This is a genomic window from Bradyrhizobium sp. MI1.7 (genome assembly GCF_055811795.1).
In genome coordinates this window covers 21958-48755 of the sequence record NZ_JBVVPO010000009.1, presented here as the reverse complement: position 1 = coordinate 48755, position 26798 = coordinate 21958, and the positions used below count along the sequence as shown (strand labels likewise).

24 protein-coding genes are annotated in these 26798 nt (G+C 64.0%); 10 read left to right on the top strand and 14 right to left on the bottom strand.

Annotation, left to right across the window (positions count from 1 at the left end; genetic code table 11):
* The first annotated feature begins 7 nt into the window (after positions 1-7).
* The 8 genes from ugpB (at position 8) to AC0L3X_RS11550 (ending at position 6782) form a co-directional block, all read left to right on the top strand.
* Positions 8-1324, top strand: coding sequence for a sn-glycerol-3-phosphate ABC transporter substrate-binding protein UgpB (gene ugpB / locus AC0L3X_RS11585; RefSeq protein WP_063980178.1), 1317 nt, complete (start codon positions 8-10; stop codon positions 1322-1324).
* Positions 1325-1368: 44 nt separating this feature from the next.
* On the top strand, positions 1369-2253 hold the full coding sequence (gene ugpA, locus AC0L3X_RS11580; RefSeq protein ID WP_473316419.1) for a sn-glycerol-3-phosphate ABC transporter permease UgpA: 885 nt from the start codon (positions 1369-1371) through the stop codon (positions 2251-2253).
* A complete protein-coding gene (gene ugpE / locus AC0L3X_RS11575; protein ID WP_063980180.1) occupies positions 2253-3101 on the top strand; it encodes a sn-glycerol-3-phosphate ABC transporter permease UgpE in 849 nt (282 codons plus the stop codon). The genes ugpA and ugpE overlap by 1 nt, the downstream gene beginning before the upstream one ends.
* A 20-nt stretch (positions 3102-3121) precedes the next feature.
* Positions 3122-4207 carry a sn-glycerol-3-phosphate import ATP-binding protein UgpC gene (locus AC0L3X_RS11570; RefSeq protein WP_063980181.1) on the top strand — a complete coding sequence of 362 codons (1086 nt, stop codon included), beginning with the start codon at positions 3122-3124 and terminating at the stop codon, positions 4205-4207.
* 308 nt (positions 4208-4515) lie between these two features.
* Positions 4516-4941 carry an Hsp20 family protein gene (locus AC0L3X_RS11565; RefSeq protein WP_018645065.1) on the top strand — a complete coding sequence of 142 codons (426 nt, stop codon included), beginning with the start codon at positions 4516-4518 and terminating at the stop codon, positions 4939-4941.
* A 51-nt stretch (positions 4942-4992) separates the two neighbouring features.
* Positions 4993-5265: a BQ00720 family protein gene (locus tag AC0L3X_RS11560; RefSeq protein ID WP_011083553.1), complete on the top strand. Its 273-nt coding sequence runs from the start codon at positions 4993-4995 to the stop codon at positions 5263-5265.
* Positions 5266-5418: 153 nt separating this feature from the next.
* Positions 5419-6585, top strand: a complete 1167-nt coding sequence (locus AC0L3X_RS11555) for a tetratricopeptide repeat protein (protein ID WP_473316408.1) — start codon at positions 5419-5421, stop codon at positions 6583-6585.
* On the top strand, positions 6534-6782 hold the full coding sequence (locus tag AC0L3X_RS11550; protein ID WP_473316407.1) for a hypothetical protein: 249 nt from the start codon (positions 6534-6536) through the stop codon (positions 6780-6782). Before AC0L3X_RS11555 ends, AC0L3X_RS11550 begins: the two co-directional genes overlap by 52 nt.
* Here AC0L3X_RS11550 and AC0L3X_RS11545 read toward each other — a convergent pair.
* From AC0L3X_RS11545 to AC0L3X_RS11530, 4 genes are all read right to left on the bottom strand, one after another.
* Entirely contained in the window at positions 6779-7630 is an 852-nt protein-coding gene (locus AC0L3X_RS11545) for a DUF1194 domain-containing protein (RefSeq protein WP_063980183.1), read from the bottom strand. The genes AC0L3X_RS11550 and AC0L3X_RS11545 overlap by 4 nt on opposite strands.
* 173 nt (positions 7631-7803) lie before the next feature.
* Entirely contained in the window at positions 7804-9342 is a 1539-nt protein-coding gene (locus tag AC0L3X_RS11540; protein WP_063985961.1) for an AMP-binding protein, read from the bottom strand.
* Between the two features lie 57 nt (positions 9343-9399).
* Positions 9400-10530 (bottom strand): DUF5938 domain-containing protein, encoded by a 1131-nt coding sequence (locus tag AC0L3X_RS11535; RefSeq protein ID WP_063980184.1) that lies wholly within the window; start codon positions 10528-10530, stop codon positions 9400-9402.
* 36 nt (positions 10531-10566) lie between these two features.
* Positions 10567-11370 carry an SDR family NAD(P)-dependent oxidoreductase gene (locus AC0L3X_RS11530; RefSeq protein ID WP_354131698.1) on the bottom strand — a complete coding sequence of 268 codons (804 nt, stop codon included), beginning with the start codon at positions 11368-11370 and terminating at the stop codon, positions 10567-10569.
* Positions 11371-11648: 278 nt separating this feature from the next.
* Here AC0L3X_RS11530 and AC0L3X_RS11525 point away from each other — a divergent pair, with 278 nt between their 5' ends.
* Positions 11649-12287 (top strand): TetR/AcrR family transcriptional regulator, encoded by a 639-nt coding sequence (locus tag AC0L3X_RS11525; protein ID WP_063980186.1) that lies wholly within the window; start codon positions 11649-11651, stop codon positions 12285-12287.
* 125 nt (positions 12288-12412) lie between these two features.
* On the opposite strand, the gene AC0L3X_RS11520 is transcribed toward AC0L3X_RS11525, so the two are convergent.
* From AC0L3X_RS11520 to AC0L3X_RS11475, 10 genes are all read right to left on the bottom strand, one after another.
* On the bottom strand, positions 12413-13525 hold the full coding sequence (locus AC0L3X_RS11520) for a tetratricopeptide repeat protein (protein WP_063980187.1): 1113 nt from the start codon (positions 13523-13525) through the stop codon (positions 12413-12415).
* A gap of 150 nt (positions 13526-13675) precedes the next feature.
* Positions 13676-17017: an autotransporter outer membrane beta-barrel domain-containing protein gene (locus AC0L3X_RS11515; RefSeq protein WP_063980188.1), complete on the bottom strand. Its 3342-nt coding sequence runs from the start codon at positions 17015-17017 to the stop codon at positions 13676-13678.
* 214 nt (positions 17018-17231) lie between these two features.
* Entirely contained in the window at positions 17232-17693 is a 462-nt protein-coding gene (ptsN, locus tag AC0L3X_RS11510) for a PTS IIA-like nitrogen regulatory protein PtsN (RefSeq protein ID WP_008141251.1), read from the bottom strand.
* Positions 17694-17914: 221 nt separating this feature from the next.
* Positions 17915-18514 (bottom strand): ribosome hibernation-promoting factor, HPF/YfiA family, encoded by a 600-nt coding sequence (gene hpf / locus AC0L3X_RS11505; protein WP_063980189.1) that lies wholly within the window; start codon positions 18512-18514, stop codon positions 17915-17917.
* An 84-nt stretch (positions 18515-18598) separates the two neighbouring features.
* Positions 18599-20212 (bottom strand): RNA polymerase factor sigma-54, encoded by a 1614-nt coding sequence (gene rpoN, locus AC0L3X_RS11500; protein WP_063980190.1) that lies wholly within the window; start codon positions 20210-20212, stop codon positions 18599-18601.
* Between the two features lie 90 nt (positions 20213-20302).
* Entirely contained in the window at positions 20303-21310 is a 1008-nt protein-coding gene (gene lptB / locus AC0L3X_RS11495; protein WP_063980191.1) for an LPS export ABC transporter ATP-binding protein, read from the bottom strand.
* Between the two features lie 246 nt (positions 21311-21556).
* Positions 21557-22267, bottom strand: a complete 711-nt coding sequence (locus AC0L3X_RS11490) for an LptA/OstA family protein (RefSeq protein ID WP_063980192.1) — start codon at positions 22265-22267, stop codon at positions 21557-21559.
* Between the two features lie 5 nt (positions 22268-22272).
* On the bottom strand, positions 22273-23004 hold the full coding sequence (gene lptC, locus AC0L3X_RS11485) for an LPS export ABC transporter periplasmic protein LptC (RefSeq protein WP_063985962.1): 732 nt from the start codon (positions 23002-23004) through the stop codon (positions 22273-22275).
* Between the two features lie 146 nt (positions 23005-23150).
* Positions 23151-23765: a ribonuclease D gene (locus AC0L3X_RS11480; RefSeq protein ID WP_018323452.1), complete on the bottom strand. Its 615-nt coding sequence runs from the start codon at positions 23763-23765 to the stop codon at positions 23151-23153.
* A 117-nt stretch (positions 23766-23882) separates the two neighbouring features.
* Positions 23883-25208 carry a UbiA family prenyltransferase gene (locus tag AC0L3X_RS11475; RefSeq protein ID WP_084794909.1) on the bottom strand — a complete coding sequence of 442 codons (1326 nt, stop codon included), beginning with the start codon at positions 25206-25208 and terminating at the stop codon, positions 23883-23885.
* A 300-nt stretch (positions 25209-25508) separates the two neighbouring features.
* On the opposite strand from AC0L3X_RS11475, the gene AC0L3X_RS11470 reads away from it, so the two are divergent.
* A complete protein-coding gene (locus AC0L3X_RS11470) occupies positions 25509-26780 on the top strand; it encodes an MFS transporter (protein WP_283017896.1) in 1272 nt (423 codons plus the stop codon).
* The last annotated feature ends 18 nt before the right edge of the window (positions 26781-26798 follow it).

Here is a 26798-nt window from a genome sequence, read left to right as displayed (position 1 = left end):
TTTCTTGATGGCTCTTCGACACTTTGGCGCGGCTGCCGCGCTTGCAGTCACCGTTGGTTTTGGCGCTTCGCCGGCGTGGGCAGTGACCGAAATCCAGTGGTGGCACGCGATGACCGGCGCCAACAACGACGTCATCGTCAAGCTCGCCACCGACTTCAACGCCTCTCAGACCGACTACAAGGTGATCCCGACCTACAAGGGCAACTATCCCGATACGATGAACGCCGGCATCGCGGCGTTCCGCGCCGGCAACGCCCCGCACATCATGCAGGTGTTCGAAGTCGGCACCGCGACCATGATGGCCGCGACCGGCGCCGTAAAACCCGTCTACAAGCTGATGGCCGAGGCCGGCGAGAAGTTCGACCCCAAGATCTACCTGCCCGCCATCACCGGCTACTATTCGACCTCGAAGGGCGAGATGCTGTCCTTCCCGTTCAACTCGTCGTCGACCGTCATGTGGGTCAACCTCGACGAGCTCAAGAAGGCGAACGTCGAGATCCCCAAGACCTGGCCCGAAACGTTCGAGGCCGCCAAGAAGCTGAAGGCTGCGGGTCATGACACCTGCGGCTTCTCCGGCTCCTGGGTCACCTGGGTCAATCTCGAGCAGCTCTCCGCCTGGCACAACGTGCCGCTCGCCAGCAAGGCCAACGGCCTCGACGGCTTCGACACCGTGCTGGAGTTCAACGGCCCGCTCCAGGTCAAGCATCTCGAAACCCTGGTCGAGCTGCAGAAGACCAAGACCTACGACTATGCCGGCCGCACCAACACCGGCGAAGGCCGCTTCACCTCCGGCGAATGCCCGATCTACCTGACCTCGTCGGCGTTCTTCGGCAACGTCAAGGCGCAGGCCAAGTTCAACTTCACCGCCGTGCCGATGCCATACTATCCGGACGTCAAGGGCGCGCCGCAGAACTCGATCATCGGCGGCGCTTCGCTCTGGGTGATGGGCGGCAAGTCGGCCGACGAATACAAGGGTGTCGCGAAGTTCCTGACCTTCCTCTCGGACACCGACCGCCAAGTCTACATCCACAAGGCCTCGGGCTATCTGCCGATCACCAAGGCGGCCTACGCCAAGGCGAAGGAAGAAGGCTTCTACAAGGATCAGCCCTATCTCGAGACCCCGCTGATCGAGCTGACCAACAAGGAGCCGACCGACAATTCGCGCGGTCTGCGCCTCGGCAACATGGTTCAGCTCCGTGACGTCTGGTCGGAAGAGATCGAGCAGGCGCTGGCCGGCAAGAAGACCGCCAAGCAGGCGCTGGATGCTGCCGTCGAGCGCGGCAACACGATGCTGCGCCAGTTCGAAAAGACTGCCGTCAAGTGAGGCGATGAGCGGCAGGCCGCCAGCCGGGCTGCCCCGGACCGGACATAAAGCAAAATCAAACCATTTTACAAGCAAAAATATTGCCCTACGCGCTGGTTGCGCCGCAGCTCGCGATCGTCCTGATTTTTTTCTACTGGCCGGCCGCGCAGGCGGTGATCCAATCCTTCCTGCTCCAGGACGCCTTCGGTCTGTCGACAAGCTTCGTCTGGTTCGAGAATTATCAGGACCTGTTCAAGGACCCGGCCTATTTCGAGGCGGTTGTCCGTACGTTCGTCTTTTCGTTCGCCATCGCCGTCTCGTCGCTGTCCTTCGCGCTCTTGCTCGCCGTGATGGCGGACAAGCCGCTGCGCGGCTCAATGCTCTACCGCACGCTGCTGATCTGGCCCTATGCGGTGGCGCCGCCCGTCGTCGGCGTGCTCTGGATCTTCATGCTGCATCCTTCGCTCGGCGTGCTGTCGCGCTATCTGCGCAACCTGGGCGTCGACTGGAATCCGCTGCTTGACGGCAACCAGGCGGCTGGGCTGATCATCCTCGCCGCGGCGTGGAAGCAGATCTCCTATAATTTCCTGTTCTTCCTCGCCGGCCTGCAAGCCATCCCCCGAAGCGTGTTCGAGGCCGCCGCGATCGACGGCGCCCGTCCGATGCGGCGGTTCTGGACAGTGACCTTCCCGCTGCTGTCGCCCACGATCTTCTTCCTGCTGGTCGTCAACATCGTTTACGCCTTCTTCGACACCTTCGGCATCATCGACACCATGACCCGCGGCGGTCCCGGCACATCGACGGTCACGCTGGTCTACAAGGTCTATTCTGACGGCCTGCTCGGCGGCAATCTCGGCAGCTCGGCGGCGCAGTCGGTGATCCTGATGGTCATGGTCATCGTGCTGACGGGAATCCAGTTCCGCTTCGTCGAACGCAAGGTGACCTACTGATGGTCGAAGAAGAGGGCTTTCGGCGCTACGTCGCCCACGCGATTCTCTGGATCGGGATCGCGATCGTCGCATTCCCGGTCTACATCGCGATCGTCGCCTCGACCCAGGACAACGCCCTGATCGCGAACGGGCAGATGTCGCTGCTGCCGGGCGGCCATTTCTTCGAGGTCTACTACAAGACCATCTTCGTCGGCACGAGCGGCTCGACCCGCGAGCCCGTCGGCAACATGATGCTGAACTCGCTGGTGATGGCGCTGGCAATCGCGATCGGCAAGATCGCGATCTCGATCATCTCGGCCTATGCGATCGTGTATTTCCGCTTTCCGTTCCGGATGGCGATCTTCTGGATCATCTTCATCACGTTGATGCTGCCGGTCGAGGTGCGCATCTATCCGACCTACAAGATCGTCGCCGATCTGCACATGCTCGACAGCTATGCTGGCCTCGCGCTGCCGCTGATCGCGTCGGCCACCGCGACGCTGCTGTTCCGCCAGTTCTTCATGACCGTGCCGGACGAGTTGCTGGAGGCCTCGCGCATCGACGGTGCCGGCCCCTTGCGTTTCTTCTGGGATACGCTGCTGCCGCTGTCGCGCACCAACATGGCGGCGCTGTTCGTGATCCTCTTCATCCTCGGCTGGAATCAATATCTCTGGCCGCTGCTGATCACAACGCGCGACGACATGCAGACCATCCAGGTCGGCATCCGCAAGATGATCACCACTACCGATGCGCTGACCGAATGGCCGATCGTGATGGCCACCGCCGTGCTCGCCATGCTGCCGCCGGTGTTCGTCGTCGTCGCCATGCAGAAATTGTTCGTGCGCGGCCTGGTCGAGACCGAGAAGTAGGTTTTTGGGAATGAGTTTTCATGGCTAACGTCACCCTGCGCAACGTCCGCAAGACCTATCCCGGCGGCTTCGAGGCCATCAAGGGCGTCAACGTCGATGTCGGCGACGGCCAGTTCTGCGTGCTGGTCGGTCCCTCCGGCTGCGGCAAGTCCACGCTGCTGCGCATGGTCGCAGGTCTCGAGACCGTCACCGGCGGCGAGATCGACATCGGCGGCCGAATCGTTAACCAGATCGAGCCCGCCGATCGCGACATCGCGATGGTGTTCCAGAACTACGCGCTCTATCCGCATATGAGCGTCTTCAACAACATGGCCTACGGCCTGCGCAACCGCGGCATGAAGGAGGCCGAGGTCAAGACCCGCGTCGACGAGGCCGCACGCGTGCTCGAGCTCACGCCGATGCTGGAGCGCAAGCCGCGCCAGCTCTCCGGCGGCCAGCGCCAGCGCGTCGCCATGGGCCGCGCCATCGTGCGCCAGCCGAAAGTCTTTCTGTTCGACGAGCCGCTGTCGAACCTCGATGCAAAGCTGCGCATCGCGATGCGGGTCGAGATCCGCAAATTGCAGCGCCGGCTCAACACGACCTCGATCTACGTCACCCACGACCAGCTCGAGGCGATGACGCTCGCCGATATTCTCGTGGTCATGAATGGCGGCCAGGTCGAGCAGGTCGGCAATCCGCTGGCGATCTACGAGAAGCCGGCGACGACCTTCGTCGCCTCCTTCATCGGGGCACCGCCGATGAACCTGATGTCGACGCGCGCCGATGAGATCAAATCGCAGCTCGACGGCAGCGCGACCGAGGCCGGCATCCTCGGCATCCGCCCGGAAGATTTCGTCATCACCGACCAGACCCCGGCCGGCGGTGTCGCACTGCCGCTGACCGTGGAAGCGATCGAGCGCGTCGGCGCCGAAACTTTCGTCTACGGCACGCGGGCCCAGGACGAGCAGCGCGTCGCCGCCACCCCCGGCGAGCTGCCGCCCGGCGAGGTCATCGTCCGCATTCCCGGAACCGAGGCCCCAGCCATCGGTGAGAGGATCCGCGTCGCCGCGGTACGGCCGAAGCTGCACCTTTTCAGCGGCGACGGGCGGACGCGGATCGAGGCCTGACCGGTTCCGAGGGCCGGCCGATCAAAAACGCGAAAAACAACCCCATGCACAGTAGCCGGGGGTTTGATTTCATTGAGATAAATCGGCGGCCGACTCGTCATGCCCGGGCTTGTCCGAGCATTTGCGTTCCCGGTGACGAATTGGGCGCTTCCGCGCGACCGCGGGCGGGGTCAGGCGCGAAAATGGGCAATCCACAGGCTCCCGCTACGTCCTTGAACCGACACGGGGTTATGACCATATTGCTGACCAAGGGGCGCCGCTTCCGGGCCCCGAAATGCCAAAGTCGCTTCGAGAGGACTTTGTAAACTATGTCTCGTGTTCCCACGCTTTCCAGTCCGTTCCTTCTGGGCTTCGACGAGATCGAGCGCGTGCTCGACCGCGTCGTCAAAGGCGCCGACGGCTACCCTCCCTACAATATCGAGAGGTGCGACCGATCGGACGGCCAGCCCGAGCGGCTGCGGATCACGCTGGCGGTCGCCGGATTCACCCGCGACCAACTCGATGTAACCATTGAGGAAAACCAGCTCGTGATTCGCGGGCGTCAGCAGGACGACAAGTCCCGGCAATACATCCATCGCGGCATCGCCGCGCGCCACTTCCAGCGCACCTTCGTGCTGGCGGAGGGGATGCTGGTGCTGGGTGCGGATCTGAAGAACGGGCTGCTGTCGGTCGATCTTGCCCGGCCTGAACCGGAGAGGATCGTTAAGACAATCGCTATCAATGAGCACGAATAATGGAACGAGTAGCGGACTCGACCGCTTAGTTTCTGTGAAGGAGTCGAGACCATGAGTGAAGGTCACGTTGCGTTCGAATACGAAGCCAAGAACGTCTCGCCCGAGACGCTGGCAACCCTCGGCGAAGGTCATATCGCCTATGTGAAGCAGATCCGCTCCGAGGATGTGCCGGGCCTGTTTCCCGAGGCGCCGAAAATCGCGCCGGGCCTCAAGCTCTTCGCGCTCCACGCCGCCGACGGCACGCCGATCATGCTGACCGACAGCCGCGAAGCCGCGGTCGCCAACGCCTGGAGCAACGAGCTGCAAGCCGTGAGCGTGCACTGACGCACGCTTAGCGCGACATCTGCGAATTCAAATGCGCGGGCATGCCTCAAGGCGGCCCGCGCATTTTTTATGGGCCATCTGGCGAAGCGTCGACGTTCCGGCCTAGCATCGGGCTCAACGCCGAAGCGGGGTGCTCTGAGAAGAGAATCGAGAATGACGTCGGACGGTCCAAGTGCGGTGCTCTCATCCGAAGAGATCGAGGCGATTGCGCGCGATGCCATTGCGGAAGCTCAGGCGGGAAGAACACAGGCCGCGTTGCACAAGCTGATGCCGCTGCGAAAAGCGCAGCCCCGGCAGCCCGAAGCCGCCATGGCATTGCTGCGGGTCGTCCATGATCGATGCTTGCAAAGAGAAGCCGCGATAGACGTTCTGTCAGAGGTCGCACAATCTCACGATCAGGACTTCTGGATTCTCTCGACTGTAGGGCTCTGCCTTGAAGCAGCGCGCGACATTGACGATCTCAATGCACCGCCGCCCGATATTGCATTGTTCCGTTTGGTCGTCGAAAAACTGAGCGGGTTGGCCAAGGTCCACGAGGGGCAACCCGAACAGGAACCGATTCTCGAAGGTCTGGCCACTGCGGCGCGAATGCTGTCGCGCCAGCAAGATGCGATTGCCGAGAGCAGCTATCGGAAACTCACCGAACTCAATCCGCAAAACAGCACCCACCATTACAATCTGGGTCTTTTCTACAAGACACGCGGCAGATTCGCAGATGGCGCGACCGCAAACCAGATCGCAGCCAGCCTCGCGGACGAAGTCACCGAGAGTTACGAGTGGAATCTTGGTATCTGCGCCACCGGCGCAAAGAATGCCTCTCTGGCACTGGATGTCTGGAGGCGCATGGGGCTTGCGATCGAGATCGGGCGCTTTGGCTTGCCGGAATGCTCATTGTCTCAATGCAAGGTCAAGCTGGCGGAGCGGCCCCTGGCGGAGCGCACGGCCGATCAGGACGATCCGGGCGCGGAGGAAACCATCTGGATCGAACGGTTGAGCCCGTGCCACGGCATCGTCCGCAGTGTGCTCTACCAGAAGCTCGGCGTGGACTATGGCGACGTCATCCTGATCGACGGCGCGCCGATTACACATCACACGTATGGTGAGGTGCAGGTCCCGGTTTTTCCACATTTGGCGACGCTGGAGCGGCGGAACTATCAGCTATTCGACTTCGCCGGCACACAGGATTCGGCACGGCAACTGGCGGACTTGACCGCAGAGCTGGATGAGGACGCCGTCGTCTATTCGCATTCCGAGAGCTTCGTGATGATATGCGCGAATTGCTGGCCCCCCATCTCGATCACGACCGTCACGAGGCAATAGAAAAGCACGTCGTCACGGGGCGAATTGCCGCTCCCGCGGGAATGGCCCCCGCACGACTGCTGGAGTTGATCGACAAGGCTATCGAGAAGCAGGAACGGCGCTGCCAACTCTATGCGCCAGATCTTTGCAAGGCGGCAGGGCTGGTGGCGCGTGAGGCGATCGACCGACGTCGGTTCGCTTTGCTGACGGGCAACTAGCGCATGATCCGTCGCCCGCGCTCCCGCCATTTTTCTTCGCCGACCAGACAGGACACCCGGGGCTCATTCTCGGCAGTTGGGACGATCCTCCCCTCCGGCGCGAGGCCCGCAACTTCGAGAACAAGCTTGGTCCGGATCGCTTCCTGGAATTTTTCGCGATCCTTGATTGTCATGATGAAGGCACCCGGCCCTCCGATCACGCAGTCCTCGTAATACAGATCGAGATTCTCGATATCGGTCGTCAAATAGGACGGCTCCTTCACCATGATCGGCAGGCCGTTGATGATGATGCCTTTCTCAACGGCAGCGTCGCGCGCGCCGGTGACGGGGGCTCCGTCGTTGTTCGGCCCATCGCCGGAAATGTCGATGACGCGCCGCGACCCGCGATAGGGATTTTCTTCGAACAGCTGCACTGCGAAATTGATCGCGCCGGAAATCGAGGTGCTCGAACCTCGGCGAATCGGCGTTTTCATGATCTCGGCGGCCACGGCGTCCGCCGATTCCGGGCCGTCGATCACGCGCCACGGAATGATGATCCTGTCGTCGCCCGACATCGACCACTCGAAATAGGTCAGAGCCACCTTGCTGGCCGGACGGGCCCTTAGCGCCTGAAGAAAGTCTTTCGAGACGATGGCCTGTGCATAGCCCTCGCGCTGAATGGCGAGTTCGTCCAGATCCATCGAATAGGAGACGTCGACGGCGATAACGAGCTCGACATTGACGGACAGTGCGCTGTGCCTGGCGTCGGCTATCCCTGATTTCGGGCTCGGCGCGGCAATGCTGGCAACGTCACCTCCGACGATCGCCCCCGCAACAAGCACCGCCCCGACCGAGACACACCAGCGCATGGCGGCCCTCCCGTCCGTTCAAAAGCATGGTGACACCCAAAACGCGCATCGAAAAGCGGAAACATGCCTTTGCCTGCCCGGACACGGATGAGAGTTCCAGGCCCGCGCGAATGTCCGCGTCAGCGCGTCTCGCGGATATCTTCGAAGCGATGGGCGCTGCAATAAGATGCGCCTCAGCCGCCTGAACGCTCCGCCAGCCGCGCGCGGATGTCCGGCTTCAAGACCTTGCCGACCTTGGAACGCGGCAGGTCGTCCCAGACTTCGATCTGCTTCGGTGTCTTGACGCTGCCGATCCGCGCCTTGACGAAGGCAGCCAGCGCCGTCGCATCGACGCTTTGGCCGGCGCGGGGCTGCACCACGGCGACGATCCGCTCACCCCATTTCTCGTCCGCCAGCCCGATCACGGCGCAATCCTGCACCGCCTCATGCGCCCGCAGCGCGTTCTCGACCTCGATCGAGTAGACGTTGAACCCGCCGGTGATGATCATGTCCTTGGCGCGATCGACGATATAGAGGTAGCCGTCGTCGTCGATGTAGCCGATGTCGCCGGTGTGGTGCCAGCCATGCGCGGAGGCCTCCGCCGTAGCCTCGGGATTTTTGTAATAGCCCTCCATCACCAGCGAACCGCGGACCACGATCTCGCCGCGGGCGCCGGTCGGCAGCAAATTGCCGTCGCTATCCATGATGCCGGCCTGCACCAGCGGGCTGATCCGCCCGGCCGAGGCGAGACGCTCCATCGCGATCGTGCCGTCGGCATTGTAATGCTCGCTAGGTGCCATCATCGAGATCATCATCGGCGCTTCGGTCTGACCGAACAACTGCGCCATCGGCCCGATACGCTGGAGCGCTTCCGCAAGCCGCGCGGCCGAGATCGGCGCCGCGCCGTACCAGAAACATTGCAGAGACCCGAGCCTCGCGGAGTCGAGCTTCGGATGATCGAGCAGCATGTAGATCACGGTCGGCGGCAGGAAGGTGTGCGTGATACGGTAGCGCTCGATCAGATCGAGAAATTCTGCGATGTCGGGGTGATGCATGATCACGATGCGGCCGCCGAGCGCCATGATCGGGAAACACAGCACGCCGGCCGCGTGGGTCAGCGGCGCAAGCGCGAGGTAGATCGGGCGGCCCTTGAAGGGATAGCCCATCAGCGTCAGGGCCGTCATCGCCTCGATGTTGCGGCCCGACAGCATGACCCCCTTCGGCTTGCCTGTGGTGCCGCCGGTGCCCGGGATCATCGCGAGATCGTCGACCGCCTCGCGTTGATAATGGTCGTCGGCGAGGCCGGCGAGCCAGCTGTCGAACGAAGGCGCGAAGGGCAACTCAGCATCGAGGCAGACGACGGCGCGCAGCTTTGGCAGCTCTGCACGCACCGCCTCGACCATCGGCGCGAAGCTTGAATGAAACAACAGCAGGCTGCAGTCGAATTGCTCGAGGATGAGCCGATTTTCGACCGCCTCGTTGCGCGGATTGATCGGGCACCAGACCGCGCCTGCGCGGGAAATGCCGAACACGCAGGCAAACGCGACCGGATCGTTGCCGGAGAGGATTGCGACCTTCTCGCCGGCAGCAATGCCCGATCGCGCGAGCCCGCGCGCGACGCGGTAGCTCAGCCCCTGCACCTCGCCATAGCTGAGGTCGCGTCCATCCATGGTGAGGCACGGCGCGTCGGCGCCGAGCGAGGCACCTTTGTCCAGGTAATCGATGAAGCGCATGATCAACACCCGAAGCGGTAGCGGGTGACGCGGAGGTCCGCGCCACCCGCGATTGACTTAATCGTGCACGGTCAGAACAGGCTTGCTGACGAGCCCGAAGCTGCGCAATTGCCCGAGCAGCTCGTGATGGCCGAACGCCTGGCAGCCGGAGGCGAAGCCTACGCGCTTGGGCGGCTGCTGCAACAGATGGGCCGCAGCATAGGCCTGCAACATGCCGGTCTGCTTGTAGTTGCTGTTGCCGTTGATGACGCAGTGCGCGCGCCCCAACGGGCCGGAGGCATGTACCGAATCCATCGACTTGTTGACGCGCGGGTTCTCGCGCGGCGGCATGGTGTTCATCACACCGGCGGCGGTCTGCGCCAATGCGGCGTAGCGGTCGTCGGGATTCATATCCTTGGTCGCCTCCAGCGCGGCCGCGACGATCTGCGGCACGCCCAGCATCAGCGCGCGATTGAACACGCCGCCCAGCACCTTCACGTTGGCCACGCGCGGATCGCGCTTGAACCACACCGGGTGCGAGGTGCCTCCCCAGGGCAACGCCAGCGCCAGCTCGTGCTGACCAGGGATGGCGAGGTTGTAGAGGCCGGCATCGGGCTGATGCTCGACGTACTTGTTCTGCTCCAGGTAGTAGGCCTTGGCCATCGCGGCGTTGACCAGGATGGTCTGCGTCGATGCGATGGTCGGGCTGCCACCCCAGAACACGGCAATGTCCAGCGTGTCGAGGCCGGGCGTCTCCAGGCACAGCTGCGCGGCGATCTCGCCGGTGGTGTACATCTGCGCGATGCCTGGCGCCAACAGCAGCCCGGCATTGGCGAACTTCGTGCCCCACTCCTGCTCGAGCGTGATCAGCCAGTCCTGCTCACCGGTGGTGTCGGTGTAATGACACTTGGAAGCGAGGCAAGCCTGCACCACTTCGCCGCCGAACTTGGCGAAGGGACCCACGGTGTTGAGCACCACCGAGGCGCCCTTGAACAATTCAGTCAGCGCAGCCACGGTGTGCGGCACCTTGACCACCTCGTAGTCGGCGGTCTCGATGCCCGCTACATTCGACTTCATCGCGGCGTTGAGCTTCTCATTGCTGCGGCCGGCGGCGATGAAGGGGATGTTGTATTCGCGTAAGTATTCACAGACCAGCCGGCCGGTATAGCCGGAAGCGCCATAGACGATGACGGGCTTCTTCTCGCTCATTGCGTTCCTCCGAAATGCTTGTTGTCGGCTTTGTCGTTACATGCCCATGCCGCCATCGACCGGCAGTCCGATGCCGGTGATGAAGCGCGCCTCGTTCGAGCACAGGAACACCGCGGCATCGCCGATGTCCGTGACCTCGGCGAGACGGCCGAGCGGGGTTTGCTCCACCACCGAGCCGACTGCGGCGTTGACGTCGGCCGCGAGCCCGACCTTGACGATGTCGTTGGCGAGCTGCATGCCCATGTCGGTCGGGATCAGGCCCGGATAGATGCAGTTTACGCGCACGCCGAAACCGAGCTTGCCGGCTTCCATCGCTCCGACCCGCGTCATGCGGTCAACCGCGGATTTGGTGCCCGAATAGACCGCGATGCTCGGGAAGGCGATCGTTGCCGCAACCGAGGCGATGTTGACGACGGCGCCGCCCTTGCCGGCCGGCCCGCCCGGGCGCATGGCACGGAAGGCGTGCTTCATGCCGAGCACGGTGCCAACGATATTGACGTCGCACATCCGCCGCGCGTCCTCGGCCTTGATCTCGGAGATCAGCGACGTGATCTCGATGCCGGCATTGTTGATCAGAATGTCGTAGCCGCCGAGGGTTGCGACGGTCTTGGCAACCGCCTGCTCCCATTGAGCGTCGTCGGTGACGTCGAGCTGGACGAAGCCCGTGGCGACGTCTTCCTTCGCGATAGCGGCTGCGCTGGCGCGGCCGGTCTCTTCCAGGATGTCGGCGATCATGATCGAGGCGCCGGCTCGCGCCAACGCTTGCGCGATGGCCGCGCCGATTCCTCTAGCACCGCCGGTGACCAGGGCGTTCCTGCCTGCAAGGCTCTTCCCACTCATGACGCACTCCTCCGTTGCTGGTGATCGATTCGTGCTGCGCCAATCGGCGCGCACCAGGTCGATGGGCGCAGGCCTTTCGGCGGCACCCAGCGAAGCGTTCCTCCATGGTCGGACGTCTTGACGACTGTCCAAATTCTTGGTGCGAACCTCCGCCAAAATCTTGACACTTGTCAAGAACGAATTTGACAGTTGTCAAAGGAAGTGGTTGTGAGGGATGGAGCATTCCGCGGTCGACGCGGTATAAGTCCTTGAAAGAACGGGACTGAGGAAGGAACGAGATGGCGCGGCAGGTGACGGGAGCGGCCCGGCGTGTGGCTGATGCGGCCGAGGTGCTGCGCGACGAGAAGTTCAACGCGCGGCGCGTCGAGCTTGCCGAGGCCGCGCTCGAAACGCTTGGAGAGCTCGGCTTCGCACGCACCAGCCTGCGCGAAATCGCGCAGAACTCGGCGTTCACGCACGGCGTGTTCCACTATTATTTCAGCGACAAGCTCGACCTGATCTGCTGCTGCGTCCGCCACTACAAGGCGAAGTGCGTGACGCGATATGACGATGTCGTCGCGACAGCAACGAGCCGCGACGAATTGACGGAGGGTTTCCTCGCCAAGCTCGCAGCAACGCTGCAGAACGAAGCCCGTATGCACCGCCTTTGGTACGACCTGCGCTCGCAGGCGATGTTCGAGGCGGCGTTTCGCAAGGATGTACTCGAGATCGACAAGAGCCTGGAAGCGATGATCTGGCGCATCGCCTCCCGCTATGCCGAGCTCGGCGGCAAGCGGCCGGCGTCGTCGTCCGCCGCGCTCTATGCGCTGTTCGACGGTCTATTCCAAAGTGCGCTGCTTAAGCACCTCGCGGGTGACAAGACGGCGATTCCCGAACTGCTCGACGAAGTCCGGCGCCTGTTGCCGACGGTCTGCTGAAGCGCACGAGCGGCGCCGGCGAAGGCTCTGCAGCGCACCGCTCTCGACGATGCTTCGCATCGCGAGGGAAGCGCTGCGCTGCGTCCGGGGGACTAGAGCGGAGATGCACGCTCTTTCGAGACGCATCACTTCAAAAAGCCAAGTCCTTCGCGCGCCGTGTCCACGGCCCATTGGTCGCCCGGCGGCAGCGCGAGCACGCTTTTGAAATCCGCGCGCGCCTTGGCGGAGTCGGACAGCTTCATGTAGAGGATGCCGCGATTGACGAGCGCGATCTGATTGCCGGGATCGAGCCGGATCGCCTCGTTGTAGTCGGCGAGCGCGCGGTCGTTCTCGCCCATGTCGCGAAACGCACTGGCGCGATTGCTGTAGGCCATCGAATTTCCCGGCTGCAGCCGGATGCCCTCGTCGAAATCGGCAATGGCGCGACGATCATCACCCTTCTTGCGCCAGGCGGTTGCACGAACGAAGTAGGCCTTCTCGAAGGAAGGCATGATCCTGGTGACGTCATCAAGCTCGCGGATGGCATTGTCGGTGTCGTCCTTTTTCAGGAGAACGATGGCCCGGCAATAATGGCCGCCAGCGCTCCCGGGCTCCAGACGGACGGCGGTGTTGCAGTCGTCGAGAGCCTCGTCGATCTCGCCCTTGTTGAAATGGACGGTGCTTCGCAGCTCGTAGGGCCATGCGGCGGCGGGATTGCGCCGCATCGCCTCGTTGTAATCGGCGACGGCATGATCGGAGTCGCGCTTCGCCGCATACGCTTCCCCTCTCTTGATAAGAGCAAAGTAGGCTTGCTTGGGATTGCGTTCGATGGCCTCGGTAAACGCGCCGATCGCCAGATCGAAGTCGCGCTGGTTGAAATATTCGAGGGCACGGGAGGTGTAGGACGGACCGTAGCCGGGATCGAGGCGAATGGCCTCGTTGTAATCGGCCAAAGCGCGATCCCGTTCGCCCTTCGCCGAATAGGCGCGGCCGCGGCAGTTATAAGCCCGCCCGAAATTCGGATCGATCCGTATCGCGGCGCTGCAATCCTCGAAGGCGCGATCCCTGTCCCGCTTGAGGTACCAGGCTTCGCCACGCAGCTCGTAAGCAACCGCGTTTGTCGGATCAGCCGCAATGATCTCGGTCTTTTCGGCGATGACGCGGTCGTTGGACGTATCATCGGCATGAACGGCAACCGTCACGGCAATGGTGACCGCGCAAAACAGACCGAAAATCCGGCCGATCGAACCGCAATTCATGGCTCAAAAAACCCTGCATCGAACCCGCGCCGGGTCGCGCAAGCGGGTGACGGTCGTATCCGGCGGAGAAACATCGCAGCGCCCGGCTGCGAAAATAAGTCGCAGACGGCGGGGCTTCGGTTCGAACGAGTAAGTGCCGCCTCTGCGGTCTCACCAGGCGTAGCGCAGGACGCCCTTGCCGGCGTAGCTGCGCGTGAGGTTCGAGAACTCACCTTCAAACGTCGCTGCCGTAGACCAGCCGTTCAGCCATTGCCTTTCCACTGAGGCCGTGACGAGCGCGGCCTCAGTGGCTTGCGCTGCGCCGTTGACGACGAAACTCGCGCCGGGCAGCGTCTGGAAGGTCGCTCCGATCGCGCGATCGGGGTTGAAGTCATGGACCCAGGCGAGGCGGCCGCGCAGCGTGGTGACGCCGTCCGCCGCGGCAAAGGATTTGTCGGCACGCAGGCCGAATTCGCTGCGGGTGTCGGTGACGCTCTTCGCAGCGTAGCTCAGGGCAAAGGTGCTGGTCCCCGTGATTGCCTGCTCCGTATAGGACGGCAGGTCGAACGTGGTGAACTGGACTGCGGCATAGGGCGTGAGGCCAACGCCGCCGATCACGGGCGCCACGAAGCGATAGCCGCCTTCGAGCCGGCCGGACCAGGCGTTGGCATTGAAGCGGGCCTGGAGGTGATCGGCCCCGGCGATGGTCACAGTGCGATCGGTGGTGACGTCCTGCCAGCCATAGGCCAGCGCGCCCGTGACATAGGCCGCCCCGGCATTGTGCCGCACGAACGCGCCGGCCTGGAACAGGTCGGAGCGGCCAGTGCCGCCATTCGCCACCGAGAAGCTGGTGCCGCCGCCGGCAAGGGCAAAGCCCGCGACGGTGTTGGGCGAGAACCAGTAGTCGGCTCCCGCCGCAGTGCCTGCGATGCGGCTGGTGGTGCTGTTCGAACCGAGCGTCGCATCGCCGTCCGTGGTCTGCGAGCCGCCGAAGCCAGCGGCCCAGACATTCCAACGCTGCGCGAAGGTCTGCGCCGGCGCCTTGCGCGACATCGCGGCATAGGCGTCGCGCTCGGCGCTCGTGCGCTTGCGGCCGCCGGCATAGGCGAGCGCATCGCTGTCGTCAGTTGCGTAGCCCGTCGCACCGGACGACGAACGCGGATCGCCGCGCCCGGCGGCGAACGGATCGGTCAGCACGCCCATGAACTGGTTCATCGCGTTGAACGTGGTCTGCTGCGTGCCGGCCGCCGTCTCGCCCGAAACCTGCGTCAGCGGATTGAGCAGAGCATTGCCCGAGAGCGCGAACAGCGGGTTGAAGCCGGCCGGCAGGGGAGCGCCGCCGATCAGCGCACTATCGATGCCCGCCGCGACGTTCCTCTGATTGACGTTGGCGTTGCCCGGCAGCGACGGCGACAGCAGGCCGGCATCGAGCGTCAGCAGCACGTCGTTGCCGACATAGCTCAGCCGCGCGTTGCGGGCGAAGCTGGTGGCGGTGAGGAAGTCGACACCGGAGAAGGTGCCGTTCACCGTGCCCGCCGTCGCGATCGTATAGGTCGTGGTCGCCGCGACGCGCGCCAGCGGATCCACCATCACCTTGCCGGCGAGGCCAGCCGTACCGCTGACGTTGAGCCGGTCGGCACTGTGGGGGTCAACGTCCACGATGAATTTGCCGCCCCCGCTCTGAACGAAATTGCCGGTGAGCGTCGTGGTGCCGACAGTGCCGAGACCTGATGGAGCCAGGATGCCGCTATTGCCCAGCATGTTGCCGGCGCCGAGATCGACCGTCGCGCCGCTGTTGAGCACGCTGCCCGAAAGATTGTTGAAGGCGTTCGTGCCGCTGCCGAGACCGACATTGCCGGTGACCGTGCCGGCATTGTTCACCGTGTCGTTGCCGGTGCTGGCAACGATGGCGTAAAGGCCTCCCGCGACCGTCGCTGTCGCACCGATGGTCAAGGTATTGGTTACGCCGCCGGCCATATTAACGCCCGCAGCAGCGCCGGATAAGACACCGCCATTGACCGTGACGCCGATATTGCCGCCCGCACTCGCATAGATCGCGTTGCCGGTTGTCGAGGTGACGTTGCCGGTGCTGTTCAGCGTGGTGGTGCCCACGCTCTCGGCGTGGATGCCGTCGCCATACGCACTGACATTTCCCCGGCTGATGACCGACGTGTAGCCGGCATAGCCAACGGCATGAATTCCTTCAGCGCCGGACGAGGTGATGTCGCCGGTACTGTCCACCGTGACGTAGTACCCGAGCATCCCACCCGCAAACGCGTAAATGCCGTAATCGCGCGCGCCGATGTTTCCCCGGCTCGTCACCACGACGGCATTCGTCCCCACGAGATACATGCCGGTGCCGTTGCGCGAGGTAATGTCGCCGATGCTGTCCACGTTGGTGCCGATCTGGGCGCCCGCGAGGATGCCGTAGTCGTTGCCGACGAGATTGCCGCGGTTGGTAATGTAGACGTCGTTCAGAGCATCCGCATAGATAGCCATGCGGTCGGACGTGATGTTACCTCCATCATGCGTGATCCTTACGGATCCTCGCCCCGAGTTCCCTTGAATGCCGAAAAGGGCAGAGATGTTTCCGCTGTGCCGGATCACTGCATCGCCAAGATCTGCGGAGGCGAGGATGCCGGCGGTCGCGGCAATGTTTCCGATGCTGTCGATCGTGGCACCAAAGTCAGCGAACGCGTAAATACCGAGACTGGCCGCGTTGATATTTCCGACATTGGTGACAGAGATGCCGTAGGTGTACGTCTTGGCATAAATGCCGCTACCATTGCTGGAGGTGATGTCGCCGCTGTTCGTGATGGTGATGGCGTCGCCATAGCCGGAATGGGCGTTAGCGTAAATGCCATCAAGATATGCAGTGATTGTGCCGCGGCTGGTGATGTTGATGTCGACGATGCCGAAAAGGCCAACTGTGGATGCGTGGATGCCGAAACCGCCAGCCGAGCTGATGTCGCCGGTGTGGTTGATCGTCACCACCCCGGTTTCCCACGACCCCGTCGCGGCGGACGAGGCACGAATGCCATCGGCGGCTCCGGTCACGATGATGGAATGGGGCGCCATGTCGTTGTTGATGGTGACCGCGCCGCTCGAGCGCACGAATTCTATACCGGACGTGCCGGCGGCCGGCGCGATATTGGTCGTCAGCGAATTGGCGTTGAGCGTGTCGACGAGGGCCTGGTTGAAATCAGCGGCACCGATCCCGGCCGATTGATCGCCGGTGCAGCTCGCGGTCGTCCCGGCCGTCGTGCAGCCATTTGGTCCGGCTTGCGCCGGCCGCGGTTCCATCAGCCACAGCGCGCCGCTGGCCGCTGTCCCAAGCAGCGCCACGCGCCAGCCACGGCTCGCGCTCAGCGCCTGGAACGTGCTCGCCCCTTCGCCGGCAGGAGCGCGGTCGTTGGTAAGATCCGATTCGGCAAGTCGGGCGAATCGCGCCCGATCGTCTTGCCGCCGTCCCGCGGTTGCGCCGAAGCGCAACGGCACCTTTTTCTTCCCCATCACGTCCACCCGCGTGCCCCTTGCGTCCTGGGGCGACCTTAAGGGACTCGGGCGCGGTACAATGTGCCGGGCGTCTCAAGCGGAAAAGTTTTCGCGTTGTCGGTTCTTGCAGGATCACCACATCCCGCGCGCGCATGCCACGAGGATGGCCGGCGTGCATTGGCAATTGCGTGGATCGATTCCGCTTCTCAGCGGACGACGAGGACAGGCGACGTTACGCCGCGGTCGCCGGCGGCAGCGCCAGCACCGAATAGATCGCCTGGGCGTCGCGCGAGGCGCGGAGCTTCTTGGCGATGTCCTGGTCGCGCAGAAGGCGGGCGATGCGGGCGAGCGCCTTGAGGTGATCGGCGCCGGCGCCTTCGGGGGCGAGCAGCAGGAAGACGAGATCGACCGGCTGGCCATCCATCGCCTCGAAATCGATCGGACGATCGAGGCGCGCGAATAGGCCGAAGATCTTTTCCAGCTTGGGCAGCTTGCCGTGCGGAATGGCGACGCCGTAGCCGACCGCGGTGGTGCCGAGCTTCTCACGCTGCAGCAGCACCTCGAACACGGAGCGTTCGTTCTGCCCGGTCAACTCGGCGGCCTTGGCCGCGAGCTCCTGAAGCGCCTGCTTCTTGCTGTTGACCTTCAATGCCGGGAGAATCGCCTCGGGTGCGACCAGATCGGTAATCGGCATGGAAGGTTTCCGAGGTGAATTAAACCGTCAGGTTCCGAATTGGCCAGCTTGGTCAAACCATGCCTGGCCGGCATCAAGAAGGTGAAGCAGGAGGGGGACTTAGCCCCGATCCTGATGTGGGGCGCTTCTACTCCAACGCAATCCCGGTGCCAACTGCTGCGTGCGGCTTTGCCCCGCTCATTGTTAAGGGCTGCGGTTGGTACGGGGGCCGGTTCCAGCCCTTAACCGTCCGGTTTGGGCCCCGGCGGGTCGATCCAGCCGACATTGCCGTCGGCCCGGCGGTAAATGATGTTCACCCGGCCGCTGGAGCCGTGCTGGAATACCAGGCAGGGCGCTCCGCTGAGGTCGAGCTCCATCACCGCCTCGCTCACCGATAGCTGTTTCAGCGAGGTGGTGGCCTCGGCGATGATGACGGGACTGTAGCCGGTGACCTCGTCCTCGTCCTCACCCTCGCCCGGCGCCTCCAGCACGTAGCTCGTGGCGTCCATGGCGGCCAGCGCCGCGGAGGCGACATGGGCCTTGCGGGCCGAGCGGTCCTTGAGCCGGCTCTTGTAGCGCTTGAGCCGCTTCTCGATCATCAGGAGCGCCTGGTCGGCGCTGGCATAGGCATCCGGCGCGTTCGAATCGGCCTCCAGCGTAATTCCCGTATCAAGATGCAGGGCACAGTCGGTGCGGAAGCCGAAGCCATCCTTGCTCAGGGTGATGTGGCCGGAATAGTTCCCGTCGAAATATTTACGCAGGACCTCGTCGGTCCGATCGGTCACCCGGCCGCGCAGGGCGTCGCCGACGCTGACGCTCTTTCCCGAGATTCTGAGGGTCATGTGATGCCTCGCTTGGTTTTAAGTGCCCAGCTTGGATCGGTCTCGATGGGGGATCGAGAGTAGCGCGATTTCGCGCCAGCGCAATCAGGCCGGCTCGGTGTTGCGGGAGCGATCGGGCATTGCGGTGGAGAGGACGTTACCAAGAGCGCTCTGCTTGTCACGGCGGCGTTGCACCGAAGAGGGAATGCGCATGGCTTCGCGGTACTTCGCGACCGTGCGGCGGGCAATATCAATTCCCGAGGCGCGTAAGCGTTCCACGATGGTGTCGTCCGACAGGATCGCCGACGGAGCTTCCGAATCGATCAGCTGCTTGATGTGGTGGCGCACGGCCTCGGCGGAATGCGCCTCGCCGCCGTCGGCGGAGGCGATCGAGGCCGTGAAGAAATATTTCAATTCGAATGTGCCGCGATTTGTCGCCATGTACTTGTTGGCGGTGACGCGCGACACGGTCGATTCATGCATCTGGATGGCGTCGGCAACGGCCTTCAGATTCAGCGGCCGCAGGTGCGCCACGCCATGGGTGAAGAAGCCGTCCTGCTGGCGCACGATCTCCGTCGCAACTTTCAGGATGGTGCGGGCGCGCTGATCGAGCGCGCGCACCAGCCAGGTCGCGTTCTGGAGCGCGTCGGTGAAATAGGACTTGTCGCCGTCCTTGCCGACCTTCTTCGAGAGTTGCGAATAGTAGGTCTGGTTGACCAGCACGCGCGGCAAGGTGTCGCTGTTGAGCTCGACATGCCAGCCGCCATCCGGGCCCGGGCGGACATAGACGTCGGGCACCATGGTCTGGAGCCGCGCCGAGCCGAACTTCATGCCGGGCTTGGGATTGAGGCGGCGGATCTCGCCGATCATGTCGGCGATGTCCTCGTCGTCGACGCCGCAGAGCTTGCGCAGCGAAGCGATGTCGCGCTTCGCGAGCAGATCGAGGTGCTCGACGAGGGCCTGCATCGCCGGGTCGTAGCGGTCGAGCTCGCGGAGCTGGATCGCCAGGCATTCGCTCAAATTGCGCGCGCAGACGCCGGGCGGATCGAATTTTTGCAGCACGGCAAGGACGTCCTCGACGTCGGCTTGCGATGCGCCAAGGCGCTCGGCGGCCTGGCCGAGATCCGGCGGCAGATAGCCGGCCTCGTCGACGAGGTCGATCAGGTACTGGCCGATCATGCGCTGCGCCGGGCCGGTGAAGGCGACCGAGAGCTGCTCGGCAAGATGGTCGCCGAGCGTGATCTCCGCGGCGACGAAGGCTTCGAGATTGTAGTCCTCGTCGCCGGAGGCCCCGCCGCCCCATTCGGTATAGGTGGTCGGCGCCGCATCCTGGGCGTTGCGCGCGGCGGCCTCGGCCGGTTCCTCGGAGAAGACGTTGTCCAGGCCCGTATCCAGGGTCTGCTCGATCTCGGCGCGGGTGCCGAGATCCTTGCTCATCCATTCTTCCTGGCCCGGCTCGAACGCCTCGCCCGGACCGCCACCCGGCTCGTCGTTGTGGCCACCGTCGGAGTCGCTGAACTGGCCGGTCTCGGCCGGGGCTTCACCCGCGGGCGGCTCGTCGTTGGCCCGCTCCAGCAGGGGGTTCCGCTCGAGTTCCTCTTCCACGAAGGTCGTGAGATCGAGGTTGGACAATTGCAGCAGCTTGATCGCCTGCATCAGCTGCGGCGTCATGACCAGCGACTGCGATTGCCGGAACTCTAATCTCTGCGTGAGCGCCATGAAGCAAGAACCGATCCCAAAAGTTGGTCCGATTTTTGCTTATCCTAGTCTTGGCGCGATGTACACGGCTTGACGAACGGGAAAAAAGGGCTAGAGGCGGAATTCCTCGCCAAGGTAAAGCCGGCGAACGTCGGGATCGGCGACGATCTCATCCGGGCTACCCTCGGTCAAGATTTCACCGGCATAGACGATATAGGCACGATCGGTCAGGCCGAGCGTCTCGCGCACATTGTGGTCGGTGATCAGCACGCCGATGCCGCGGTTGGTGAGATGGCGGACGAGGTCCTGAATGTCGCCGACCGCGATCGGATCGATGCCCGCGAAGGGCTCGTCGAGCAGCATGTAGTTCGGACGCGTCGCCAGCGCGCGCGCAATCTCGACGCGGCGGCGCTCGCCGCCTGACAGCGCGATCGACGGCGATTTCCGCAAGCGCGTGATGTTGAATTCGTCGAGCAGCGAGTCGAGCTGCTGCTCGCGCTTCTTGCGCGAGGGCTCGACCACTTCGAGCACGGCGCGGATATTCTGCTCGACGGTGAGGCCGCGAAAGATCGAGGCTTCCTGCGGCAGATAGCCGATGCCGAGCCGCGCGCGCTGATACATCGGCAGCTTGGTGACGTCGTGGCCGTCGAGCTCGATCGCGCCGCGATCGGGCTTGATCAGGCCGGTGATCATGTAGAACACGGTGGTCTTGCCGGCGCCGTTCGGGCCGAGCAGGCCGACCGCTTCGCCGCGGCGCACATAGATGCTGACGCCGCGCACCACCTGGCGGCTGCCGAAACTCTTTTCCACGCTATGCACAGCCAGGAAACCCGGCCGCTTCAGAAGCTGCGGTCCGCCGGCGCCGTTGGGCCTGCTGGCGGCCCTCACGGGATGCACCGCCTGGGCACGCGGCGGTTCGGTCTGGTAGTCGGCTTGGTAGTCGGCCTGGAAATGGTCGGGCGCGCGCATCTGGTCGCGCGCGATCGGCGATGCATCCCGCACCGGGCTGGGCACGAGACCGCCGACGCTGTCACCGAGGGCAGTGATGTCCTGGCGCGCAAATCCTGGCCGGCCGCGCTTGGCGGGGCGCCGACGGAACATGCTGAAGAGATCGACCATCCCGCCTTCTAGCCTTTCACGACAATCCTGCGCGATGATCCGCGCGTGATCCCGCGATCTGCCGCACCGGCCTTGCGATTCGCCGGCACAGCATGAGTGAAGGGATGTCTCATGCCCAGTGAAACACGCCCGAAAAGCGGCGAACCCCGCTTGGAAAGCCCTTCGCGCTAGATACAGCCTCGCCGGGCAAGCTTCAACCTCGGATCGGGAGAATCTGGCCCAAGCGATTGAAGTTACTTCAGGAATTTACTTTTGTTTGCCTGCGCCGGGCAATTGCAGAGGCGGCGCCGGAGCGGGCTTGCCCGGGCTCCCCGATCCGCAATCATTGCTGCCGCCCTGCGGCAGCAATGCCTGCACCCTGCCGCTGTCGGATTCCACCCGCGAGACGCCCGTGGTCATGTCGACCGCCAGACGGTCGCCGCGCAGCACGTTCCTGCACTGCGTGAGAACGACGCCGCCGAGCATGGTGATGAGGTTGGTTTTGGTGTCGAACACGGCGGTCTCGCCTGTTACCACCTGGTCCTTCTGGGTGACGACGACGTTGCCGCGCGCTTCCAGCCGCTTGATCGAGGAACTGCCGCCCGGCCCCGGCTGCGCCGACTGCATCGGCGCACCCTTGGTCCCCTTCGCCGCGGGCTGCGGCGCGGCCGGCTTGTCGCCGCCGCCGGAGTCGTAAAACACCACGAGCGTCTTCGAGGTCATGGTGGTGTCGCCCTGGATGACCTTCACATTGCCGGAGAAGGTCGCCTCCTTCTTCTTGTCGCGCATCTCGAGCGAGGCGGCTTCGATCTGGATCGGCTGGTCGCGGTTTTGCGAAAAGCCCTGCATTGCGTTGGGCACGCCTTGCATCGTGCTCTGCGCGACGGCCGCACCGGTTGCGACCAGCGCGACGGTGAGCGCGGCCACACCGAGAATGGCGCACCGCTTGTCTTCGTTGCGCGAAAAGAATCTCATCATGAAAATCACTTTGAATTGGCCGACTTGTTCTGAGGCGTGCGTGTCTTCACCGGCGGCGCGGGCTGCTCGGCCGGCGCAGGCTGGGCGGCAGCGGGATCGTCCAGCTTGTCCAGATGCATCACCACATTGCCCTCGAAGCGGATGACGTCGCCGCCTTCCGTGATCCGCAGCCGGTCGGCGGTCAGCGTTCCGTTGGTCAGCTTGACGTCGACATGCTCATCCGAGGAGACCGTTCCCTTGCCCATGTCGACGAAGGCCGAGTTCAGCCGCGCCTCATAGCCGGACGAGGTGCGCAGGAAGATATCCTTGTGCAGGTCGAGCTGCTGCTGCTTGTTGTCGAAGCGGCCGGTGCGCGCATCGAGCAGCAAAGTGGATTTGTCTTCCATCAGCACCTTTGCGCGCAAATCATTGAGATCGACATGATCGGGGTCGGTGATGTCCTGCGTCGCGGTCTTGGCCCAGAGCTCGTAGGGCCGCTGGTCCGGGGTGAAGCCGGACATATGCGGCGTTTCCATCGTGATCTTGGTGCCCGTCACCACGAGATTTCCGGAGTCGAGCTTCACGGGGATCTGGAAGGGATTGAGGAAAGTCGAGACGGCGACGATCGCGGCCATGGACGCAGCCACCGTCACCGGCACCGCGATGCGCAGAATCCGCACCAGGCGGCTGTGGCGCGCCGCGCTGGCAAACTTCGCCGCAAGCGCGGCGTCGTAGGTTGGATTCTGGGCCGAATTCACCTGAGCTCCCGAGGTGTCGCTCGTCTCGTCCGGTTGACGGGCGCACGCCATTGTATCCGGCGCCGCCTGAATATGCAGCCTGCGACAGGCCGCACGAAAGTGTCCGAAACGGGGCGGCAGCCCTAAGCTAACAGCGGCCCGAGGCCTCAGGAATGCGCGAAAATGTCCTCTTCCGCCCAGCCCTGGAGATCGAGCAGAGCGCGGGTCGGCAGGAAGTCGAAACAGGCTTTTGCCAGCGCGGTGCGGCCTTCCCGCACCAGCATGGCGTCGAGCCGCTCGCGCAGGGCATGAAGGTGCAGCACGTCGGAGGCGGCGTAGGCGAGCTGCGGCTCGGTCAGGCTGTCGGAACCCCAGTCGCTGGATTGCTGCTGCTTGGAGAGGTCGACATTGAGCACCTCGCGCACGAGGTCCTTGAGGCCATGCCGGTCGGTGTAGGTGCGGGTCAGGCGGGAGGCAATCTTGGTGCAATAAATCGGGCCGGTCATGACGCCAAACGTCTGGTACAGCACCGCGACGTCGAACCGCGCGAAGTGGAAGATCTTCGTGATCGCAGGATTGGCCAGCAGGGCCTTCAGGTTCGGCGCGTCGGTGTGGCCCTTGGGGATCTGCACCACGTCGGCGCTGCCGTCGCCGGGCGAGAGCTGCACCACGCAGAGCCGGTCGCGGTGCGGGTTCAGCCCCATGGTCTCGGTGTCGATCGCCACCGCTCCGGTGTAGCGGGACAGGTCGGGCAGGTCGCCGCGATGCAGGCGTACGGTCATGGCGTTTCAAAACCTCAATCGAATTGGTCGGTCGGCATCATAAGCTAATCGGGTTGCCCGCGATGTAGCCACTGGCGGCGGGCCGCGCAAGCGGCAGCTGTGCCCGCCGGGGCGCGGTCAGATCGCCGCCAGCATGATGCAGATCATCGCCGCCACCGTCGTGCGGCTGGCACCATCGCGAAAAGTGTAGAGAATCGGGTCGTCGGGCATCTCGCGGCGATGCGCCATCATCAGGGCGCGGCCGAACCAGTAGAGCAGCAGCGGATTGAGCAGCCATAACATCCAGGGACGGCTGTAGAGCGGCGTCACCGCGGAGGAGGAGACGTAGAGCGAGAACACGGTCACCGCGTTCATGGCGCTCGCCGCCGCCATCGCGCCGATGATGTGCAGGTCGGTGATCCTGTAATCGCGGTTGGAGGGATCGGCGAGGCCGGCGCTCTCGCGCATGCTGAGCTCGCTGAAGCGCTTGATCAGCGCCAGCGAGGTGAACACGAACAGCGAGAAGATCAAGAGCCATTCCGACAGCACCACGCCGACGCCGACCGCGCCGGCGATGATGCGTAGCGTGTAGAGGCCGGCGAGTGTCACGACGTCGACCAGCATCTTGCGCTTGAGCACGAGCGAATAGGCGATCGTGGTGGCGAGATAGCCACCGAGCACGCCGAGGAACAGAGGCGAGATGCAGAGGCTGGCGGCAACCGCGAGCAGCCACAGCGCGGGAATCGCAAGCAGCGCCGAGGACATCGGCAGTCGACCTGCCGCCAGCGCGCGATGGCGCTTGGTCGGATGCTGCCGGTCGGCTGAGAGATCGAGCAGATCGTTCATCAGGTAGGCACCCGACGCGCAGGCCGAGAACGCGAGGAACGCCAGCAACGCGTAGCCGAGCGTCGCAAGATTCATCTGATGCGCCGTGATCGCCGGCACGAACACCAGCGTGTTCTTGGCGTATTGATAGACGCGCAGCGCCTGCGCCCAGGTTTTGAGGCTGGCACGGCTGCTGCCGCGCGTCTCGATGCGCTCCATGGAGGCGCGGTCGAACGGCAGCCGGTCAGGCGCCGCGAGATCGGCCGGCGCAACGACGCCATCGAACCCGAGATGCGCGGCAATGCCCGCCGCGTGATGCGCAAACCGGCCGGCCACCAGATAAATCTTGTCGCCCCGCGCCCGCGCCGCCAGGGCCTGGTTCAGCACGTCGGCATCATAGGGCAGATGGGCGTAGTCGAGCTCGGCCTGCGCCAGGATATCCGTGAGCGCCGCCATGCCCGGGCGTCCACCCGCGCCGAAGCGGGCCAGCATCCGGCCGGGGCTGGAGAACAGCGCTTCCAGCAGCAGCTCGGAACGGAGCAGGGCGCCTTCGAGATCGATGACAAGCGTCCGCGCCGCGGCGGGAACCGCCGACGGTGTGGGGACGCCCGAATCGTAGTGCCAGGCAGGCTGCTCCATCCGAAAACGCTCTGACTTGCCGCAACATGACCGGCCCTGAGGCCGGGGAGCAGGGAAATGGACGGCCGAGAGCCTAGGGGGCATTCGCTAAGGGCGACTTAACCGGGGGGAGAAGGGCCGGCGCCCCTGGGGGATGCCGGGTCCAGGCCATGCACCCTGCTGTTGCATGGATCCCACAACCCGGCGCCAGCTTCATGTTCCGGCGGGGCTTTTGCCGCGCGCCCCGTGAAAATCCTCCCGGCCGACCCCATCTGCGAGTTTTCGCGCGCTCGCCCGCCGCCCACAATGAAATCAGGTGTCATGACCGAACAGACGCTCGCTGCGCCTATCGACGACCAACAGGAACGCCAGCGCGGCTTTACGCGCTACCAGGCGCTCCTGATCGCACTGCTCGCGTTCACGCAGTTCACGATCATTCTCGATTTCATCATCATGTCGCCGCTCGGCGCCATCCTGATGCCGGCGCTCGACATCACGGCCGGGCAATTCGGCGTCGCGGTGTCGGCCTACGCGTTCAGCGCGGGACTGTCGGGGATCCTGGCCGCGGGCTTTGCCGATCGCTTCGACCGCAAGCGCCTGCTGCTGTTCTTCTATGTCGGCTTCACGCTCGGGACCCTGCTCTGTGCCGCCGCGCAGACCTACCACGTGCTGCTGCTCGGCAGGATCGTGACCGGATTGTTCGGCGGCGTGATCGGCTCGGTCGTGCTGGCCATCATCACCGATTTGTTCGCGCTGCACCTGCGCGGCCGCGTGATGGGCTTCGTCCAGACGGCGTTCGCCGCGAGCCAGGTGCTCGGCATTCCCGCGGGGCTGTTTCTCGCCAATCACTGGAACTGGCATGTCTGCTTCGTTGCGATCGTCGGCTTGTCGATCGTCGCGATCGCCGTCATCGCCTTCGCGATGGAGCCGGTCGACGCGCATCTGAAACTGAAGCAGGACAGAAACCCGTTCCGCCATCTGATCGCGACCATCGGACAGCCGCGCTATACGCTGGCCTTCGCCGTCACGACGTTGCTGGCGACGGGCGGGTACATGCTGATGCCGTTCTCCAGCGCCTTCACCGTGCATAATCTCGGCATCGACATCCTGCATCTGCCGACGATCTATCTCGTCTCCGGCCTGTTCAGCATCGTCACGGGACCGCTGGTCGGCAGGGCGAGCGACGCGTTCGGCAAGTACCCGACCTTCGTCTTCGGCAGCGTGGTGTCTGTCATCATGGTGCTGATCTACACCCATCTCGGCCACGTCTCGCTCGCGACCGCGATCCTCGTCAACGTGCTGATGTTCGTCGGCATCTTCTCGCGCATGATCCCGTCGCAGGCGCTGATGTCGGCGATCCCCGACCCCAGCCAGCGCGGCTCGTTCAGTGCGGTCAGCGCGTCGCTTCAGCAACTCTCCGGTGGGCTCGGTTCGGTCCTCGCCGCCGCCATCATCGCGCAACAACCGGATGGTTCGCTGCTCCATTTCGACCGGATCGGCTACGTCGTGGTCGCGTCGGCAATCGTCTCGCTGGTCGCGATGTACTTTGTGCAGAAGGCTGTGGCAGAGCGGACCGGGAGACGGGTGGTCTGAGGGCTCGACTTGAAAAAG

Excerpts from the sequence above, each read along its gene's own strand:
- ugpB (WP_063980178.1), top strand. The coding sequence starts at position 8 with ATGGCTCTTCGACACTTTGGCGCGGCTGCCGCGCTTGCAGTCACCGTT.
- ugpE (WP_063980180.1), top strand. The coding sequence starts at position 2,253 with ATGGTCGAAGAAGAGGGCTTTCGGCGCTACGTCGCCCACGCGATTCTC.
- AC0L3X_RS11570 (WP_063980181.1), top strand. The coding sequence starts at position 3,122 with ATGGCTAACGTCACCCTGCGCAACGTCCGCAAGACCTATCCCGGCGGC.
- AC0L3X_RS11565 (WP_018645065.1), top strand. The coding sequence starts at position 4,516 with ATGTCTCGTGTTCCCACGCTTTCCAGTCCGTTCCTTCTGGGCTTCGAC.
- AC0L3X_RS11560 (WP_011083553.1), top strand. The coding sequence starts at position 4,993 with ATGAGTGAAGGTCACGTTGCGTTCGAATACGAAGCCAAGAACGTCTCG.
- AC0L3X_RS11555 (WP_473316408.1), top strand. The coding sequence starts at position 5,419 with ATGACGTCGGACGGTCCAAGTGCGGTGCTCTCATCCGAAGAGATCGAG.
- AC0L3X_RS11550 (WP_473316407.1), top strand. The coding sequence starts at position 6,534 with ATGCGCGAATTGCTGGCCCCCCATCTCGATCACGACCGTCACGAGGCA.
- AC0L3X_RS11545 (WP_063980183.1), bottom strand. The coding sequence starts at position 7,630 with ATGCGCTGGTGTGTCTCGGTCGGGGCGGTGCTTGTTGCGGGGGCGATC.
- AC0L3X_RS11540 (WP_063985961.1), bottom strand. The coding sequence starts at position 9,342 with ATGCGCTTCATCGATTACCTGGACAAAGGTGCCTCGCTCGGCGCCGAC.
- AC0L3X_RS11535 (WP_063980184.1), bottom strand. The coding sequence starts at position 10,530 with ATGAGCGAGAAGAAGCCCGTCATCGTCTATGGCGCTTCCGGCTATACC.
- AC0L3X_RS11530 (WP_354131698.1), bottom strand. The coding sequence starts at position 11,370 with ATGAGTGGGAAGAGCCTTGCAGGCAGGAACGCCCTGGTCACCGGCGGT.
- AC0L3X_RS11525 (WP_063980186.1), top strand. The coding sequence starts at position 11,649 with ATGGCGCGGCAGGTGACGGGAGCGGCCCGGCGTGTGGCTGATGCGGCC.
- AC0L3X_RS11520 (WP_063980187.1), bottom strand. The coding sequence starts at position 13,525 with ATGAATTGCGGTTCGATCGGCCGGATTTTCGGTCTGTTTTGCGCGGTC.
- AC0L3X_RS11515 (WP_063980188.1), bottom strand. The coding sequence starts at position 17,017 with ATGGGGAAGAAAAAGGTGCCGTTGCGCTTCGGCGCAACCGCGGGACGG.
- ptsN (WP_008141251.1), bottom strand. The coding sequence starts at position 17,693 with ATGCCGATTACCGATCTGGTCGCACCCGAGGCGATTCTCCCGGCATTG.
- hpf (WP_063980189.1), bottom strand. The coding sequence starts at position 18,514 with ATGACCCTCAGAATCTCGGGAAAGAGCGTCAGCGTCGGCGACGCCCTG.
- rpoN (WP_063980190.1), bottom strand. The coding sequence starts at position 20,212 with ATGGCGCTCACGCAGAGATTAGAGTTCCGGCAATCGCAGTCGCTGGTC.
- lptB (WP_063980191.1), bottom strand. The coding sequence starts at position 21,310 with ATGGTCGATCTCTTCAGCATGTTCCGTCGGCGCCCCGCCAAGCGCGGC.
- AC0L3X_RS11490 (WP_063980192.1), bottom strand. The coding sequence starts at position 22,267 with ATGATGAGATTCTTTTCGCGCAACGAAGACAAGCGGTGCGCCATTCTC.
- AC0L3X_RS11480 (WP_018323452.1), bottom strand. The coding sequence starts at position 23,765 with ATGACCGTACGCCTGCATCGCGGCGACCTGCCCGACCTGTCCCGCTAC.
- AC0L3X_RS11475 (WP_084794909.1), bottom strand. The coding sequence starts at position 25,208 with ATGGAGCAGCCTGCCTGGCACTACGATTCGGGCGTCCCCACACCGTCG.
- AC0L3X_RS11470 (WP_283017896.1), top strand. The coding sequence starts at position 25,509 with ATGACCGAACAGACGCTCGCTGCGCCTATCGACGACCAACAGGAACGC.